Annotated in this window: 18 protein-coding genes; 16 read left to right on the top strand and 2 right to left on the bottom strand. The window is 28.3% G+C overall.

What is annotated here, in order from left to right:
- Window positions 1–57 precede the first annotated feature (57 nt).
- Together HH195_RS10990 and HH195_RS10985 are read left to right on the top strand one after the other, a co-directional pair.
- Window positions 58–2,325, top strand: a complete 2,268-nt coding sequence (locus HH195_RS10990; RefSeq protein WP_196371116.1) for an SH3 domain-containing protein — start codon at window positions 58–60, stop codon at window positions 2,323–2,325.
- Between the two features lie 199 nt (window positions 2,326–2,524).
- Window positions 2,525–3,517 carry an NADH:flavin oxidoreductase gene (locus HH195_RS10985; protein ID WP_196371115.1) on the top strand — a complete coding sequence of 331 codons (993 nt, stop codon included), beginning with the start codon at window positions 2,525–2,527 and terminating at the stop codon, window positions 3,515–3,517.
- Between the two features lie 64 nt (window positions 3,518–3,581).
- Here the strand turns inward: HH195_RS10985 and HH195_RS10980 are convergent, their stop codons facing one another.
- A complete protein-coding gene (locus HH195_RS10980; RefSeq protein WP_196371114.1) occupies window positions 3,582–4,232 on the bottom strand; it encodes a flavodoxin family protein in 651 nt (216 codons plus the stop codon).
- A gap of 205 nt (window positions 4,233–4,437) precedes the next feature.
- On the opposite strand from HH195_RS10980, the gene HH195_RS10975 reads away from it, so the two are divergent.
- The 3 genes from HH195_RS10975 (at window position 4,438) to HH195_RS10965 (ending at window position 5,811) form a co-directional block, all read left to right on the top strand.
- On the top strand, window positions 4,438–4,824 hold the full coding sequence (locus HH195_RS10975; RefSeq protein WP_196371113.1) for a winged helix-turn-helix transcriptional regulator: 387 nt from the start codon (window positions 4,438–4,440) through the stop codon (window positions 4,822–4,824).
- Between the two features lie 18 nt (window positions 4,825–4,842).
- Complete coding sequence (locus tag HH195_RS10970) at window positions 4,843–5,181, top strand: winged helix-turn-helix transcriptional regulator (protein ID WP_196371112.1); 339 nt, start codon at window positions 4,843–4,845, stop codon at window positions 5,179–5,181.
- A gap of 93 nt (window positions 5,182–5,274) precedes the next feature.
- Window positions 5,275–5,811 (top strand): fasciclin domain-containing protein, encoded by a 537-nt coding sequence (locus HH195_RS10965; RefSeq protein ID WP_196371111.1) that lies wholly within the window; start codon window positions 5,275–5,277, stop codon window positions 5,809–5,811.
- A gap of 42 nt (window positions 5,812–5,853) precedes the next feature.
- Here HH195_RS10965 and HH195_RS10960 read toward each other — a convergent pair whose 3' ends face one another.
- Entirely contained in the window at window positions 5,854–7,461 is a 1,608-nt protein-coding gene (locus tag HH195_RS10960; RefSeq protein WP_196371110.1) for an oleate hydratase, read from the bottom strand.
- 141 nt (window positions 7,462–7,602) lie between these two features.
- Here HH195_RS10960 and HH195_RS10955 point away from each other — a divergent pair, with 141 nt between their 5' ends.
- The 11 genes from HH195_RS10955 to HH195_RS10905 all read left to right on the top strand — a co-directional run bounded on the left by HH195_RS10955 (window position 7,603) and on the right by HH195_RS10905 (window position 17,074).
- Complete coding sequence (locus HH195_RS10955) at window positions 7,603–7,755, top strand: hypothetical protein (RefSeq protein ID WP_196371109.1); 153 nt, start codon at window positions 7,603–7,605, stop codon at window positions 7,753–7,755.
- 82 nt (window positions 7,756–7,837) lie between these two features.
- Complete coding sequence (locus tag HH195_RS10950) at window positions 7,838–8,806, top strand: tRNA dihydrouridine synthase (RefSeq protein WP_196371108.1); 969 nt, start codon at window positions 7,838–7,840, stop codon at window positions 8,804–8,806.
- A gap of 128 nt (window positions 8,807–8,934) precedes the next feature.
- On the top strand, window positions 8,935–9,975 hold the full coding sequence (locus HH195_RS10945; RefSeq protein ID WP_196371107.1) for an aldo/keto reductase: 1,041 nt from the start codon (window positions 8,935–8,937) through the stop codon (window positions 9,973–9,975).
- Between the two features lie 151 nt (window positions 9,976–10,126).
- A complete protein-coding gene (locus tag HH195_RS10940) occupies window positions 10,127–11,062 on the top strand; it encodes a type I phosphomannose isomerase catalytic subunit (protein WP_196371106.1) in 936 nt (311 codons plus the stop codon).
- Window positions 11,063–11,164: 102 nt separating this feature from the next.
- Window positions 11,165–11,467 carry a hypothetical protein gene (locus HH195_RS10935; RefSeq protein ID WP_058993516.1) on the top strand — a complete coding sequence of 101 codons (303 nt, stop codon included), beginning with the start codon at window positions 11,165–11,167 and terminating at the stop codon, window positions 11,465–11,467.
- A 238-nt stretch (window positions 11,468–11,705) separates the two neighbouring features.
- Complete coding sequence (locus tag HH195_RS10930; protein ID WP_196371105.1) at window positions 11,706–12,806, top strand: helix-turn-helix domain-containing protein; 1,101 nt, start codon at window positions 11,706–11,708, stop codon at window positions 12,804–12,806.
- Window positions 12,807–13,157: 351 nt separating this feature from the next.
- Entirely contained in the window at window positions 13,158–14,057 is a 900-nt protein-coding gene (gene ttdA, locus HH195_RS10925; RefSeq protein ID WP_196371104.1) for a L(+)-tartrate dehydratase subunit alpha, read from the top strand.
- Entirely contained in the window at window positions 14,054–14,668 is a 615-nt protein-coding gene (gene ttdB / locus HH195_RS10920) for a L(+)-tartrate dehydratase subunit beta (RefSeq protein WP_207750874.1), read from the top strand. Before ttdA ends, ttdB begins: the two co-directional genes overlap by 4 nt.
- A gap of 169 nt (window positions 14,669–14,837) precedes the next feature.
- Entirely contained in the window at window positions 14,838–15,569 is a 732-nt protein-coding gene (locus HH195_RS10915; protein ID WP_196371103.1) for an FAD-binding oxidoreductase, read from the top strand.
- Window positions 15,570–15,742: 173 nt separating this feature from the next.
- Window positions 15,743–16,456, top strand: a complete 714-nt coding sequence (locus HH195_RS10910) for a Crp/Fnr family transcriptional regulator (RefSeq protein WP_196371102.1) — start codon at window positions 15,743–15,745, stop codon at window positions 16,454–16,456.
- Between the two features lie 198 nt (window positions 16,457–16,654).
- Window positions 16,655–17,074, top strand: coding sequence for a flavodoxin (locus HH195_RS10905; RefSeq protein WP_196371101.1), 420 nt, complete (start codon window positions 16,655–16,657; stop codon window positions 17,072–17,074).
- The last annotated feature ends 175 nt before the right edge of the window (window positions 17,075–17,249 follow it).

The following is a 17,249-nucleotide window of genomic DNA, read 5'->3' as shown; positions in this document are numbered from 1 at the left end:
ATATGATTTAAATGTTAAAGTATAAATACAGATAAATACAAATGAGGGGGAAGTTTGATGAAAAAAGGAAAAATAATGTCATTATTAGTTGCTACATCTATAACAGCAGGAACTTTTGCGGGAATACAAGCTCCTAAAATAGCTTATGCACAAGATGAAAATAATATAAGTTCAAATAATGAAGACGTTATAGATGAAAATAATGTAGATTTAAATAATCAAGAGGTTATAAATGTTGATACTACGGATGTAAATTCAAGTGATGATGCTATTGAAGTTATAGATGATACAGTTGATTCGATAGATTCAAGTGGGTTTGATAATCAAGAAAGTTTTCAAGGTGACTATGATAATATAGATGAAAATGGAACTGAAGCACAAGCAATTGATGAGGGGGATATTGGAACTAGAGTATCTCAAAATTATTATAATTTTAATATTGAAGGAGCACAAAAATATACTTATGGAACAAGCGGAAAAGGTAGACCATTATATTACTATAAAATAGGAAGTGGAGACAAGGTTTTATTATTAAATTTTGGTATTCACGGATATGAGGATGCTTGGAGCAAAGATGGTGAAGAACTTACAAAACTTGCTAAGAATTTAATTGAGAGAGTTGCAAAAGATAATGCATCAGGTGGATTAAATGGTTGGACAGTAGTAATAGTACCAACATCAAATCCGGATGGAGTTTTAGATGGATGGACAAATAATGGTCCTGGAAGAACCCAAGTGTCTCAAAAGATAGATTTAAATAGATCATTTCCAACATTCTTTACGCCACAATATAGCGCAAGATATTATACTGGTTCAACACCACTTGCAGCACCAGAAGCTAAAGCTTTAGCTAACTTAGTTGACCAATATAGCTCAAGTTCAAGTCATATGGCTTTAGTTGATGTTCATGGATGGTTGAATCAAACTATTGGAGATCCATCACTTGGACAAGCATTTGATAATAGTTTTGGTATTTCAAATAAATTAATGAGTACATCAGCAAGTGGATATTTAATAAGCTATGCTCATTCTAAAGGAGCATTAGCAACATTACTTGAACTTCCAATGCCAAGCAGTTCAGCATCAATCCAAAACAATGGATACGCTAATAAACTATATAATGGAGTAAAATCTATAATAAATAATGGTGATGGATTTAAAACAATGAACGCACAAGGACAAGTCACTGGTACTAACTCTCTTAATATAAGAATAACAACTTCAACAAATTCAAATATTATAGGAAGTTATAGTAATGGAACTAAAATAAATATTCTTGGAAAGGTAGGAAATTGGTATCAAGTTAAATCAAGCGCTGGATATGGATATGTTTCAGCTGATTATATAAAAATATTAAGCAATGATACTAGTAATGGAAATAACGGAGGAAGTGTACAAGCTCCAACTAGTTATCAAACAGGTAAGGTTAGCAATATTTCAACATCATTAAATGTAAGAAAATCACCAAGTACAAGTTCTGCTGTTATAACAAGGTTAACTAATGGGACAGAAGTTAAAGTTGTGAGTACGGAAGGTGATTGGTATAAGATATATAGTGACTCTTTTGGATATGGATATGCTAGCAAAAGTTATATAAGTATAGTTGGAAGTGGAAATAATAACAGTAATTCAGATAATAATCAAGCTGTAATAACACAAAAAGGTACTATAGTTAATATAAGTTCAACATTAAATGTTAGAGCTAGTGCTAATACTGGTTCTAAGGTTATTGGAACATTGAGAAATGGGAACAGTATAGATATAATTGCTAAAGAAGGAAGCTGGTATAAAATTTCTTATAATGGAACAATAGGATATGTTTATGGTGAGTATGTAAAGGTAAATAATAATGAATCTAAGCCAGAAACTCCAAGCACACCAGAAACACCATCGACTCCAGAAACAACACAAACAGGAAAAGTTGTTAATGTAACTACAACACTTAATATTAGAAGTGGAGCAGGAACAAATTATGGAATAGTAGGAAGAGTAGGCGCTAATGCTACTGTGAATATATTAGGACAAGAAGGTGGTTGGTACAAGATATCATATAACGGATTAACTGGGTATGTATCATCTGATTATATTAGAGTAAATAACACAGCAGGAGATAATAATACAAATTCTACTGTGAAATATGGAAAAGTAGTAAATATAAGTACTAAGCTTAATGTAAGAAAATCAGCAAGTACTTCATCTAGCATTATAGGAACTTTAAATAATAATACTAAGGTTACTATATTAGAAAAAACAAATGGATGGTACAAAATTTCTTATAATGGAATCGTAGGATATGTTTCAGCAAGTTATATAAGTGAACTTTAAAAATATTAAGGGGGTATATCGAGTTTTGATATATCCCTTAATTGTGTATATAAAATAAAGAGATTTTATAATAAGATTTATACATCTCTTACCTTTTAGGTAGTATCTAACTTTTAAGTGCGTACTTTATTTATAAATTTGTTCGTTATAAAATAAATATAAGAATTAAGAACAAATTTATATATAAGGAGATAAAAACATGGCAAATTTATTACAAACTTTAGAAACTGAAAAATTAGTTTTAAATAATAGATTAGTTTTTCCACCAATGGCTACTGAAAAATCAAATGAAGGCGGAAAATTAGGTCAGGGAATACTAGATTATTATAATGAAAAATCAATGGGTGGATATATATCATTAATCATAATAGAACATAGCTTTGTAAATGAAAAAGGTAGAGCTAGTAAGGGACAATTATCTGTAGCAGATGATAGAAATAATGAGGGATTAAAGGAATTAGCAAACATAATTCACAAAAATGGTTCTAAAGCTGTAATGCAAATTAATCATGCTGGAAGTGCTGCAACTAATAATGTTACGGGAAATGAGGTTGTTGGACCATCACAAGTAATGCATCCACGAGGAAAAGAAATGCCAAGAGAACTTACAAAAGAGGAGATAAAAGAAATAGTTAAGAACTTTAAAGATGCTGCAAAAAGAGTTAAAGATGCTGGGTTTGATGCAGTTGAAATTCACTCAGCTCACGGATATCTTTTAAATCAATTTTATTCACCAATAACTAACAAGAGAACTGATGAATATGGCGGAGATATTTTAAATAGAATAAGAATTCACTTAGAAATTATAAAGGCTGTAAGAGATGTGGTAGGAGAAAAATTCCCTATACTTCTTAGACTTGGGGCTTGTGATTATATGGAAGGTGGAAATGCTGTAGAAGAAGCTAAAATAGTAGCGAAGGAATTTGAAAAAGCAGGAGTAGATATATTAGATATTTCAGGTGGCATGTGTGGATTTATTATTCCTGGAGTTACAAAACAAGGTTACTTTAGTGATGTAACAAAAGCAATTAAAGACGTTATAAATATTCCAGTTATATTAACAGGTGGTATAACTGATGTTGATGTAGCAGAGCAATTACTTAAAGATGGTAAAGCTGATCTTATAGGGGTTGGAAGAGCTATATATAAAGATTCAACATGGGCAAAAAAAGCTATTGAAAGTTTAAAATAGAAAATTTATAAAAATCACAAAAGCTTCTAAAACTTTAAGGTTTAGAAGCTTTTTATTTTTTAAATTACTGATTTAAAAGTTTTTTTCCTATAGAGAATGCATTTTCTAAATCTATAGGGAATTGTTTTTCTCTATGCTTTCTTTTTTCTTCTTCAGAAAAGCACTCAACTTTATATTTTGAATAATCATTAAATTGATAAGTATTGTTTGAACACATGGATAGAGGTTTAGTGAATATCCTAGTTATAAAAGATTCTAAAGTATTAAACGTTTGTAAATAACCTACATCTTTCATCATATCTTCTGGAACATTCATAGTGTAAATAAAGGCTGTTGGCATTTTTTTTGGAGCGATTGAGCTATAATTTTTGTCGTAAACTAAATAAGGGAATAAGAATCTTTCTAAAAATGATCTTAATTGTCCTGTTACATCGCCAAAGTATATTGGAGAGCCAAATATGATTCCATCAGCTTGTGATAATTTTTGAAAAATTTCATATAAATCATCTTTTATGGCACATTTTCCATAGTTTTTACCGTCTAATAATTTACATGCAAAACAGCTTTTGCAACCAGTATATTTTAAATCATATAAATTAATTATTTCAGTTTCAACATTTGGTGTTGCAGATTTTACTCCTTCTAATGCTTTTTTTAATAAACTTGCCGTATTATTATTTTTTCTTGGGCTTCCATTGATTGCATAAACCTTCATATAATCTAACTCCTATTTTTATATTTTAGTGTTAATTTGAAATAAAAGATTTATAATAAATAATAATATAAATTCTTTTAAAATTCGTAGTTATTATAATTTTTTGATATAATTAATATAACATATGGATATAAATAAACAAGTATGCAGTTTTTTCTTTTCTAGTATCTTTAGTATACTTTTAAAATGAGTGGAGGAATAAAAAATGGGGAATTATCTTAAATGTGATAGTGAATATCCAGAGAAAAATATATATGAATCAGAATGTCCTGTTATATATGCTTTAAGTATTGTAGGTCAAAAATGGAAATTGCCTATAATGTGGTACTTATTTAAAAATGAATGCACAAGATATAATGATTTAAAGCGTCAAGTCAAAGGTATTACAAATATGATGTTGACTAAATCTCTTAGAGAGTTAGAGGAACACGGGCTTATTTATAGAAAACAATATGAAGTTATACCTCCTAAAGTTGAATATTCTTTAACAGAAAGAGGAAAAGCACTTCTTCCAACCTTAGATGCATTGTATTATTGGGGGAAAGATCAAATTGAAATTGATAAAGTTAAAAATAAAAATTATGATATATAGGTAATAAAGGAGATTGGAATGAATAGTGATTTAGAAGTAAATGCACAGCCGTTTTTATATACTATGTCTTTAATTAATGGAAAATGGAAAATGCACATACTATTTTGGCTTTCTAAGAAAAAGGTTCTTCGTTATGGAGAACTTAAAAAATCTCTTGGGAGTATTACTCATAAAATGTTGAGTTCTCAATTAAAAGAATTAGAGCATGATGGATTAATTATTAGAACAGAATACAATCAAATACCACCAAAGGTTGAATATAGTCTTTCAGAGATTGGATTATCTCTTATGCCTGTGCTTAGTTCTATATGTGAATGGGGAGGACAACATTTACCGGATAATCTAAAAGAAGTATGATATAAATGAAAGATAACTAAAAAATTGAATAATAATATATATCTATCCAAATACTAAAATCAAGTAATTTATAACAATGGATGGAGTATTATTATGAAAAAGAAAATAGTTATTATGATTGTATTAATATTATTTTTTACTCAAACACCTTTATTAATAAGTGTAAAAGAAAATATGAATACACAAAGAGCGATACTGGGACAATTCGTAAATTATGATAATATAGTTGAAGTTTTATCTAAACAAGGGAATTTCAAAACTTTAATTAAAGCGTTACATAAAGCTAATTTGTTAAAAGTCCTTGAAGGTGATGGAGTAATTACAATTTTTGCACCCACAGATGAAGCCTTTTCAAAATTATCAAAGAAGAGTCTAAATAATATTTTAGATGAAACAAATAGAAAAGAACTTATAAATATATTATCTTATCATATTACAATAGAAAAAGTTATGCCTGACAGTATAGAAGATTTAAATGGAAAATATATAATTATGTTAAATGGTGAGAAAGCTAAAATAACAGTACAAAATGGGGAAATATATATAAATGATATAAAATGCGGTGATAGAATTGAAACTAAAAATGGCATAGTTTATCCAATAGATACCGTTATGATTTATCAAAAATAAACAAAAGAACCAGTAAAATTACTGGTTCTTTATATATAAATATTAGTTCATCATAGCGTATCCAGCACCAAGTAAAACTCTTATATCATATTCTCCTTTATAAAAAGGTGGAATTACTTTTGTATCGTGTAAATCAAAGAATGTATAAACAGCTTCTTGAGCAGTACGAGCAGACATTTCTATAGTAAATGTACAAACATCTGGCATTTCAGCATATTGTCCTATAAAGGCTAAGTTAGTTGAGCATTTAGGAACTACTAAAGGTCTATCAGTCTTGTTGCAAACCATAAAGTGAGAAGTTATATATGGCATTATACATGGACGACAAATTGTAGTTGGTAAATATTCATTTATTTCATCTAACCATCCTAATTGATAACAAAGTTCTTCAAATATTTCTCTACCTGTACATTCAGTCATTGGTTTTTTAATGTAATCACCAACTTTTTCAGGGTGTAGAGCGTATCCCCAGAATACTTGAGTATCTGCGTCTTGATTAATAAAATGAGGTTGTTTTGGAACAACTATGCTCATAAACCAACCTGAATCTTTAAATGTCATTAATGCACCTGTTCCAGGTTTATTACTTGAGAATTCAGTATATCTTTCCAAGAATTTCTTATCTTTTAAAGTTACTGTGAATGATTGCCACATTGCTCCAGGAATATCATTACAGAATGGAGCTGGATTTCCGAATTCAGGAGTTTTTGAAGCTAGGTTTTCCCATAAAGCCCAACATCCGTTTCCTTCTTTTGTAGGAGCAGCAGCAGGTGTATCCATTGTTCCGATAGTTGCATTTTCAGTCATAGTACCGTTTGTAACAAATACCAAGTCATTTTCTCTAACTAAAACAGAAGTTGGAATTCCGTCTTTAACCATTTTAATTTCTTTTGCTGTCATTTCTCCATTATTTTCTGTAAAGTCTATATCTTTAACAGTACAACCTAATTCAAAATTTACGCCTAATTTCTTTAGATGAGTTTCAAGTGGTAAAATTAATGAATCATATTGATTGTATGGAGTTCTATGAACACCAGCTAATGTGTGTATACGAGGCATTTCGTTTATAAATGCATGAGCATATCTTTTAAATTCAAAGGCACTGTGCCATGGTTGGAATGCAAATGTTGTAGCCCACATATACCAAAAATTAGTTTCAAAGAAATGTGGAGAGAATAGTTGGTCGATTCTAACAGGTGCTAATTTATCTTCATCAACTAACATAAGTTTAATCATTGCCATTCTATCATCATTATTAAATCCAAGCTTGTCTACATTTTTTACAATTTGATGGTTTTCATCTATTAATCTAGCAGTAGAGCAAGTTAGAGTTTCATTACTGAATTTGTATATTTCGTCTGTTACAGAAGTTTTTGGATCAGTAAGAGAAGGTACAAATCTATATAAATCTAAAATTGCAGTATAGTGTTCGTAGTTTATCATTCTACCGCCTCTTATCATATAGCCTTCTTCAGAATTACCAGCACCGTCGCAGCTACCACCATTAATATTCATTTGTTCTAGTATAGTTATATTTTTAGGATCTACTTTAGCATCACGTATTAAAAATAGTGCAGCGGATAAAGAGGCAATACCACCTCCTACAAAATAAGCTTTTGTTAAATCGTTTACTTTATATTTTTTTGACATATATAAATTCCTCCTAACTATAATTACAATTTTAAATGGCATATAAAAAATCACTGTCATTTATCTTATGTACTTATTATAAAAAGTTATTGCTATTATAAATATAGACAGTTTAGGTGATGTGTTTAATTTTTATACATTTTGGGTAAATTGTATAAAAAATATAAAGTATTTGGTGAAACAAAGCAATATTTCCACATGAATGGACAACAACCTGTAGAATTTCAAGATGACACCAGTGCAACAGGAGAAAGTGGAATTGATAAATTAAATAATGTAATTTTATCAAAATAGGACTTTTAAAGTGTATACAAAAATATTTTTCCTAGATACAATATATTTAAAATAAATAGAAAGTTTAAGGAGTTTTATACTTATGAAATATTATTTTGCCCCTTTAGAGGGAATTAGTGGATACATATATAGGAATGCTTATGAAAAGTTTTTTCCTAATAATATAGATAAATACTTTACACCTTTTATTGTTCCAAATCAAAGTAAAAGTCTTAAGACTAAAGAATTTAGAGATGTCTTGCCAGAAAATAATAATGGATTAAATATAATTCCACAGATACTTACTAATGATTCTAAAGGTTTTATTGCAACGTGTAAAAAGTTAAAGCAATTAGGATATGATGAAGTAAATTTGAATTTAGGATGTCCATCTGGTACTGTTGTTTCAAAATTCAGAGGTTCTGGATTTTTAGCAAAGAGAGAAGAATTGGATAATTTTTTAGATGAAATATTTAAAATACAAGATATGAAAATTTCAATAAAGACAAGGCTTGGAGTAGATAGTGCTGATGAATTTTATGAGATTATGAAAATTTATGATAAATATCCTATGGAGGAGTTAATTATTCACCCTAGAACTAGGCAGGATTTTTATGGAAATAAACCTAACATGGAAATGTTTAAAGATGCTTTGAAAAGTAGTAAAAATACCATTTGTTATAATGGGGATATTTTTAGTGTTAAGGATTATGAAAAATTTATAGAAGAATGTCCAAGTGTGGATAGAATAATGATTGGAAGAGGGAGCCTAGCAAATCCTGGTTTAATCAATGAAATTAAAGGAAAAGGTGTTGTGGATAAAAATATTTTGAAGGAATTCCATGATGAGGTTTGCATGGGATATAAGGAAATATTGTCTGGAGATATTAATGTTTTATTTAGAATGAAAGAATTGTGGTCATATATGATAGGCATGTTTGAAGACAGTGAAAAAGTGGCTAAAAAGATAAAAAAAGAAAGAATGTTAAATGAATACAATGTTATTATTTCAAGGCTTTTTGCAGAATATAATATAGATGAAACTGAAAATAGAGGGTTTAATAGAAATTAAAAGATTATAATTTTTTCTTATATTTTGAATAAAAGTTAAAATATATATTGACTTAGAGTTAAGTTAAGGGTTTACAATTTAAATGTAAAGAATAAAAAAATAAGTTTAATATATGAATAGGAGAAATTATGGAATATATAAAATTGGGTAATTCAGATTTAGTGGTATCAAGGATTTGTCTTGGATGTATGGGATTTGGTGATGCAACTAATGGAATGCATTCATGGACTTTAGATGAAGAAAAATCTACAGAAATTATAAAAAAGGCTCTTGAAAATGGAATTAATTTTTTTGATACAGCAATTGGATATCAAGGTGGAACGAGTGAACAGTATCTTGGACGTGCTTTAAAAAGATTAGCTAATCGTGAAGATGTTATAATTGCTACAAAATTTCCAGCTAGAACTAAAAAGGAAATTGAAGATAATATTAGTGCAAGGGAACATATTCAAAATATGTTAAATCATAGTTTAGCTAATCTTGGGACTGATTATATTGATTTATATATCTGTCATATGTGGGATTATGAAACACCAATTGAAGAAATAATGGAAGCTTTAAATGAACAAGTGGAATTAGGAAAAGTTCGCTATATAGGAATTTCTAACTGCTTTGCATGGCAATTAGAAAAGGCAAATGCTATTGCTGAAAAAAATGGATGGAGTAAGTTTATATCAGTTCAAAATCATTATAATTTAATATTTAGAGAAGAAGAACGTGAAATGATGGGATGTTGTTTAGATGGTAATATTGCAATGACACCATATAGTGCTCTTGCGTCTGGAAGATTAGTTAGGGATGTTTCAGAGTCGACTAAGAGATTAGAAGAGGATTTTTATGCTAAAGGGAAATATGACTTAACAGCAGATCAAGATAGAATAATTATAGAGCGTGTTGCAGAAATTGCAGAAAAAAGAAATATGACAAGGATTCAAATAGCTTTAGGATGGTTATTATCAAAAGTTGCCTCTCCAGTAGTTGGAGCAACTAAGTTTTCACATATAGAGGAAGCAGTAAAAGCAGTTTCTGTAAGATTAACAGAGGAAGAGATAAAGTATTTAGAGGAGCCATATATACCACATAAATTAGTGGGACTTATGGCGGAGAAACAATATGATGATATTTCAAAAAAATTAATGTTAGATAAAATTATTTCACTAGATAAATAAAAATTATGGTGATTACTTTAATAGATGTAGAAAAGAAAGGGATTGCCCCTGTAATCTTTAGATGGAATAAAGACTTTTCAGTTATATTAAAATGGTGATAAAATATCAGTAGATAAAGTAGAAAAAGATTTCATATGGAGAGGGTGGGGGTATGTATCCAATAAAATTTGAAAATTTATATTATAAAAAAATTTGGGGAGGAAGAGATTTAGAAAGTTTTAGAGAAAATCTTCCTGAAGGAGATATTGGTGAAAGTTGGGATATAGCTTGTCATGATAATGGAATGAGCATAGTTGCTAATGGAGAGTTTAAAGGCAAAACCTTTAAAGAATTAATTAGTGAATATGGTGAAAAATTCGTAGGAAAAACTTTAGCAAATAAAGAATTTCCTTTGTTAGTAAAATTAATAAACTCTAAAGACAGGTTATCAGTTCAAGTGCATCCAAATGATGAGTATGCTAAGAGAGTTGAAAATTCATTAGGAAAAACAGAAGCTTGGTATGTTATTGATGCTAAACCAAATGCTTCTTTAATAGTTGGAACTAAAAATTGTGATAGAAGCATTTTTGAGAAGGCGATAAGGGAAAATAATACAGAAAGTTATTTAAATAAGATAGATATTAAAAAGGATGATTGTTTTTTAATAAAAAGTGGGTTAGTTCATGCTATATGTGAAGGGGCAATTATTGCTGAGATACAACAAAGTAGTGATATAACATATAGAATTTACGATTATGGTAGACCTAGAGAACTTCATATTGAAAAATCATTAGATGTTATTGATTTTAATTTAAATGCTATAAATGAGAGTAAAAATAGGTTAGATAAATTTGAGGGATATGAAAAAGGAGTTTTATGTACTAGCGAATACTTTACGATAGAAAAATACATCATTAATAAAAGTGTTACGGAGAGTAGTGATATAAATAAATTCTTTATTTTTACTTGTGTTGACGGAGAGGGATATATTAAGTGCAAGGGTAAAGAAGATGTTTATATTAAAAAAGGTGATAGTATATTCATACCCGCAAGTTTAGGAGAGTACATTATAGAGGGTACATTAACAGTATTAAAAAGTTATGTATAGATATTAGAAATAGAGTATTACCTTTAAGGTAATACTCTATTTTTGATGTGAAATTTAACTTATAGTATAATAAAACAAAAAAATAAGAGAATGGAGAAATTTATGATGTTGGAAAAAAGATTTGAGGAAGAACTTGTTAAAGCTTGTGAAATAGCACAAAAAGAGTATGGATATAATGCAACAAGATTTTTAAATACAATATCAAAATTTGGTGGAGTAAAAACAGCAAAAGAAATTATAAGGAAAAATAATATTTCTGATAGTTTTGATAAACTGCAAAAGGCAGGACGCATTGACCTTACTATGGAAGCCATTATAACTAAACCAAAGTATGCAGAACTTTTTACAGATGATGAGGTAAATAGTTGTTTTGATTTACTTTGTGAATATGGATATTATAAATAATTTAAATACATGTTAATTTTGGTAGGTTTATTTTTAATCATAATTTGATATAAATAGTTTTTAAAAATATTGTGGGATACTTAAAGACGATTCTTTGTAGCTAACTTTTAAATTAGAGGAGAAAATGTTGGATAATTATATTTTGAATTATAGTAAATTACGGTGATAAACCTTGACCATTGTATTTTGAAAATTCTACAATATAGATATATAAAACATGTATTTAGAGGTGGAAATTTTGAATGAATTTTATTATTCGTATAACAAAGCTAATAAAGGAATAAGTTTAAAGCAATATATTTATACAATTGGTTCATATCACTATAATTGGCATAATGATTTGGAATTACTACTTGTTATGAATGGTAAGATAGAAGTTTGTGCAGATGGTGAGAGCAGAATTTTAGAGGAAGATGATATGATATTGATTAATTCAAATATGGGGCATGCAACGTTAGCGCAAGAGCCAGATAGCATTGCTATGGTTATTCATATAGACCCTGTATTTTTAAAGGATTATTATGAAAATGTAGAATTATTATCTTTTAATCTATATTCGACAAAAGAAACTAAAAATCAAAAGTCATTTGCTTTAATAAGGTCTTATCTTTCAGAAATGATTTTATATTTTAATAAGGAAAAGTCAGAGAATAAATTATTTTTTGACAGTGCTTTTTATTCTTTATTGCGTACTATTGTGTTCTATTTTCCGCCTACAAAAATTAAAAGTAAGTCTTTTATAAAAAATGAAAAAAATTTAAATGCTATTAATAAGATGATTAAGTATATAGATAAAAATTATAAAAAGAAAATAACACTAGAAAACTTGGCTAAAGAAAGTGGTTATAATAGTAATTATGTATCTCAATTCTTTAAAATGAATTTAGGTATTAATTTTTATGATTATTTAACAAGAATAAGGCTTAGAGAAGCAACAAGGCAGTTAAGCCAATCAAATGATAAAATATTAGAAATTGCATTAGAAAATGGGTTTCCTGATATAAAGGCTTTTAATTTAGCTTTTAGAGATAACTTTGGTAAAGCTCCTACAGAATATAAAAATCAATTAAAAAGTGAAAATATAAAAAATGATATTAACTTTAAGAAACAATTTATTTCTATTGATAATACAGAAATTAATAATAAACTTAAAAGCTATATAGCTAGTATAAATAAGGATTCTTTAGAAAGTGATAAAAAAAGTGATTTAATAGAGAGAAATGATAAATTTAATAAGACTTTTAAAAATATAGAAGAATTAACAGCTAAATTTAAAAGGTTAAGTGAGGAGTTGTCACAAACAACAAATTGTTTAGAAAAGGGTCTTAAAGATTTATAAAAGAAGATTAAAGTTTAAGATTAAAAATTAAAATAAAAAGCTAAATCTAAAGATTTTCTATTAAAAAATATTTAGATTTAAATTACATATTCTATACATAAAAAAATAAATTATATATTTTAAAAACCCTTGTTTTTTGCAGTATTTTAAAAGTAAAAGACAAGGGTTTTTTTATATTATTTTTATGTTTATTTTTAGGGATTAGAAATATTCAAAGGGAAAACTTTTCTTTGTGTATTAAATAACGGATAGTTAGGTTTTATTTAATTTGTTAAATTAATTTTAGAGGAAAGTTAAATTTTACATAAGATTTATATAAAATATAGTTTATTTGTAAGGAGGATTATGGTTATGGAAAGAAAAGAAGCATTAGATGAGTTAACTAATTTAATTGCAAACTTTACATGTATAATAGGTAAGCGTCTTCCAGATGATGTTATGGTTAAGCTTAAGGCATTAAGTGAAGAAGAAACTGAGCCAATGGCTAAAATGATTTATGAAGCTATGGTAAAAAATCAAGAAAAGGCAGAGGAATTAAATAGACCTTCTTGCCAAGATACTGGATTAATCCAAATGTTTGTCCGTGTAGGTTCAAAGTTTCCATATATTGATGATTTAAGTAAGGTTTTAAAAGATGCTGTTAGTATTGCAACTAAAAAGGCACCATTGAGACATAATACAGTAGAAACTTTTGATGAGGTTAATACAGGAACAAATGTAGGAAGTAAATCACCGTGGTTATATTGGGATATCATGCCTAATAGTGATAAATTAGAATTAGATATTTATATGGCAGGAGGTGGTTGTTCACTTCCAGGGCAAGGAAAAACATTAATGCCAAGTGAAGGATATGAAGGGATAGTTAAATTTGTATTAGATATTATGACTTCTTATGGGCTTAATGCTTGTCCTCCATTATTGGTAGGTATAGGGGTTGGCTCCACAATTGATGCGGCTGCTTATATGTCAAAACGTGCACTTATGCGTCAAGTGGGAAGTCACAATAGTAATAAAATAATTGCAAAATTAGAAGATGAATTGGTAACTGCTATTGATTCGCTTAAACTTGGACCTCAAGGATTACGCGGAAGTAAATCAGTTATGGGTGTAAATATTGAAAATTCAGCACGCCATCCATCAGTAATTTCGGTAGCTGTTAATGTAGGATGTTGGTCACATCGTAGAGGAACAATAGTTTTTAATAAAGATTTAAGTTATGAAGTAATTACACACAGGGGGGCAAAATTATGAAGAAAATTTTAAATACTCCAATTTCAGATGAAGATTTAAAAGATATTAAAGCAGGAGATGTTATTTATCTTAATGGTTATATAGTAACTTGTCGTGATGTAGCACATCGTAGATTAATTGAGTATGGAAGAGAGTTGCCTGTTAATCTTCAAGGAAGAGCTATTTTTCATGCAGGACCTATCGTTAAAAAAATAGATGATGAAGATAATAAATATGAAATGATTTCTGTGGGACCTACTACAAGTATGCGTATGGAAAAATTCGAGAAAGAATTTATTGAGAAAACTGGTGTTAAACTTATTGTAGGCAAAGGTGGTATGGGACCTAGTACAGAAGCAGGATGTCGTGAAAATAAAGCTATACATTGTGTTTTTCCAGCAGGATGTGCCGTTTTAGCAGCTACAACTGTAGAAGAAATAGAAAATGAATATTGGAAAGACTTGGGTATGCCTGAAACTTTATGGGTGTGTCGTGTGAAGGAATTTGGACCATTAATTGTTTCTATTGATGCAGAAGGAAATAATTTGTTTGAACAAAATAAAGTTTTATTTAATGAAAGAAAGGATAATGCTTTAAAGGGGCTTTATTCTAAGGTTAAGTTTATTAAATAATTAGAAAAAGTAGTACGTAATATTTTATAATATATATTTATAGATTATTAAGTAATATAAAAAATTAAAATAATAATTATCGTTTTTAATTTGAATCACATAATTATTATTATCTTTAGTTATAATAGTAATTAGATAGAACGTACAAACATTTAGCAGGAGGCAAATTATGAGCGATTTAAGATGGAAAGGATTTAAAGAAGTTAAGTTAGTTGAAAAAGAAGAAGAAGGTAAGGGTATATTTTCTTATTATTTAAAAGGAATGAATGATGAGATATTACCAGAATATACAGCAGGTCAACATATAGCCATAAGAATTAAAAGAGCAGATGGCAAATATACTCCACCTAGACAATATACTTTATCAATAAATTATAGAGCAGATTTTTATAGAATAAGTGTAAAGAGAGAAGAAAATGGATATGTTAGTAAGGTGTTGGCAGATGAAGTTCATGTAGGTGATACTGTTGAAATAACATCTCCATTAGGCAAATTTACATTAAAGGATAACGATAAAAAAATTGTATTATTATCAGGTGGTATAGGAATTACTCCTATGTTAGCTATGGCTTATGAGGCAGCTAATACATCTAAGAATGTTCAATTTATATATAGTACACAAAATCCCAAAACTCATAGTTTTAAAGAAGAAGTAGAACAATTAGCTGATGAAAATAGCAATATGAAGAGTATAGTATTTTATAGTGATATAGAAGAAGGAACACGTACAGATATTGATTATATAAAAGGGAGAATAAATAAGGAATGGATGGAAGCTAATTTAGATGTAAATAGCGAATTCTATTTTTGTGGACCAGCTGGATTTATGGAAGCTATAAAAAATATACTTTTAGAAATGGGCGTAAAAGAAGAAAATATACATTTTGAATTTTTTAAATAGTTTTTAGTATGATAAATAGATATTGGTAACATATGTTACTTAATGCGAATAAATAAAATAGTATAATTTAGTTGAAAAAGTAATTAGAATATAATCTAATTACTTTTTTCTTTTATAAGAAACTATTAACACTAGAAGTTTAAGAATATAAGTGGCTACAAGGAGTGTGCGTTATGGATAAAAATCATATGAATTGTTGTGATGGATGTAGAGGAAAATATTGTGCGAGTAAAATTCCTATGTTTGAAAATTTGGTGGAAGATGAATTAGCTGAAGTGATAGGTCAAATTGATCACAGGGTGTATAGCAAAGGGGAAACGTTATTTAGAGAAGGAAATCAAGCAAATAATATGTTTTTTGTTAATGAGGGGAAAGTTAAATTATATAAATATACAAAAGAGGGTAAGGAACAAATATTACATATATTATCTGAAGGGGAGTTTTTTGGTGAATTAAATTTATTGAGTTGTAGCATTTATCATTTTAATGCTCAGACAATAAAGGATTGTAAAATATGTGTTATTAATAATGATTCTATGAAAAAAATAATAGAAAGAAATCCTAAAATAGGAATAAAGTTTTTAGAAAGTGCTGGAGAAAGATTGACAAATGCTGAAAATTTAGCACAGAATTTAGCTACAAATGATGCAGATTCAAGAGTTGCATATTTATTAATAGATTTATTAGAAAGATATGAAGGAGGCGACGAAGGAAAAAATGAATTTACTGTATCAATGTCTAGAGAAGACATGGCAAATTGTATTGGTGTAACTAGAGAAACTATGAGTAGGAAACTTAAAAAGTTTGAAGATGAGGGGTTGATAAAAATACCTAAGGTGAAGCGAATAATAATTTTAGATGAGGAAAAATTAAGAAATTATATATAAAATTTTATTTTGTAACTTGAATCATATTTTTTAATAAAGATAGGATATATAATTAATTTATAAGTTAACTCCTAACGAACTAGGGGTAAAGTTAGTACATAAAGTAGTAATTATAATAATAAATTCATTGGAAATAATATAAGTAAACATTTATATATGATGTTTGCTAAAAATAAAAGATAAATGAGGAGAGAAAAAATGAAAGTAATTTATTGGAGTCAAACAGGAAATACACAAAAGATGGCTGAATTAATAGCTAAAGGAATTGAAGAAGGTGGAAAAAAAGCAGAATTAGTTGAATTAGGTAATATTTCAGTTAATGATTTAAATGATGAAAAAGTAATTATATTAGGTAGTCCAGCTTCAGGGACAGAAGAATTAGAAGAAACTCAAGTTGAGCCTTTTGTACAATCTTTAGAAGGAAAAATACAAGGTAAAAAAGTAGCTTTATTTGGCTCATGGGGATGGGGCGAAGGAGAATACTTAACTAATTTGGAAGAAAGAATTAAATCATATGGTGGAGAAATAGTAGGCGAAAGTTTATCAGTTATGGAATCACCAGAAGGTGAAGACGAAGCTAAGTGCGTTGAGTTTGGAAAATTAATAGCACAACAATAATATATAATTTAATGTAATTATATTTTAATTCTGACTAAAAATTCATAGATTAAGTAGGTTTGCTAATGCTTACCTACTATTTTTATATAAAATTATAAATCATTTTACAAGTTTTGAGTTGAATCACATAAATTATAAGAAATATTACATATAATTTACTTATAGATTAACTTAG

Origin of the sequence: Candidatus Sarcina troglodytae, assembly GCF_015708635.1 — a bacterium.
GTDB classification, from domain to species: domain Bacteria; phylum Bacillota; class Clostridia; order Clostridiales; family Clostridiaceae; genus Sarcina; species Sarcina ventriculi.
This window is presented reverse-complemented; position numbering and strand designations above follow the sequence as displayed.

What these genes read in the sequence shown, in the direction of transcription:
- HH195_RS10915 (WP_196371103.1), top strand. Translation starts at nt 14,838, where the DNA reads ATGAGCGATTTAAGATGGAAAGGATTTAAAGAAGTTAAGTTAGTTGAA.
- ttdA (WP_196371104.1), top strand. Translation starts at nt 13,158, where the DNA reads ATGGAAAGAAAAGAAGCATTAGATGAGTTAACTAATTTAATTGCAAAC.
- HH195_RS10990 (WP_196371116.1), top strand. Translation starts at nt 58, where the DNA reads ATGAAAAAAGGAAAAATAATGTCATTATTAGTTGCTACATCTATAACA.
- HH195_RS10980 (WP_196371114.1), bottom strand. Translation starts at nt 4,232, where the DNA reads ATGAAGGTTTATGCAATCAATGGAAGCCCAAGAAAAAATAATAATACG.
- HH195_RS10940 (WP_196371106.1), top strand. Translation starts at nt 10,127, where the DNA reads ATGTATCCAATAAAATTTGAAAATTTATATTATAAAAAAATTTGGGGA.
- HH195_RS10935 (WP_058993516.1), top strand. Translation starts at nt 11,165, where the DNA reads ATGATGTTGGAAAAAAGATTTGAGGAAGAACTTGTTAAAGCTTGTGAA.
- HH195_RS10970 (WP_196371112.1), top strand. Translation starts at nt 4,843, where the DNA reads ATGAATAGTGATTTAGAAGTAAATGCACAGCCGTTTTTATATACTATG.
- HH195_RS10950 (WP_196371108.1), top strand. Translation starts at nt 7,838, where the DNA reads ATGAAATATTATTTTGCCCCTTTAGAGGGAATTAGTGGATACATATAT.
- HH195_RS10965 (WP_196371111.1), top strand. Translation starts at nt 5,275, where the DNA reads ATGAAAAAGAAAATAGTTATTATGATTGTATTAATATTATTTTTTACT.
- HH195_RS10905 (WP_196371101.1), top strand. Translation starts at nt 16,655, where the DNA reads ATGAAAGTAATTTATTGGAGTCAAACAGGAAATACACAAAAGATGGCT.
- HH195_RS10945 (WP_196371107.1), top strand. Translation starts at nt 8,935, where the DNA reads ATGGAATATATAAAATTGGGTAATTCAGATTTAGTGGTATCAAGGATT.
- HH195_RS10910 (WP_196371102.1), top strand. Translation starts at nt 15,743, where the DNA reads ATGGATAAAAATCATATGAATTGTTGTGATGGATGTAGAGGAAAATAT.
- ttdB (WP_207750874.1), top strand. Translation starts at nt 14,054, where the DNA reads ATGAAGAAAATTTTAAATACTCCAATTTCAGATGAAGATTTAAAAGAT.
- HH195_RS10975 (WP_196371113.1), top strand. Translation starts at nt 4,438, where the DNA reads ATGGGGAATTATCTTAAATGTGATAGTGAATATCCAGAGAAAAATATA.
- HH195_RS10960 (WP_196371110.1), bottom strand. Translation starts at nt 7,461, where the DNA reads ATGTCAAAAAAATATAAAGTAAACGATTTAACAAAAGCTTATTTTGTA.
- HH195_RS10985 (WP_196371115.1), top strand. Translation starts at nt 2,525, where the DNA reads ATGGCAAATTTATTACAAACTTTAGAAACTGAAAAATTAGTTTTAAAT.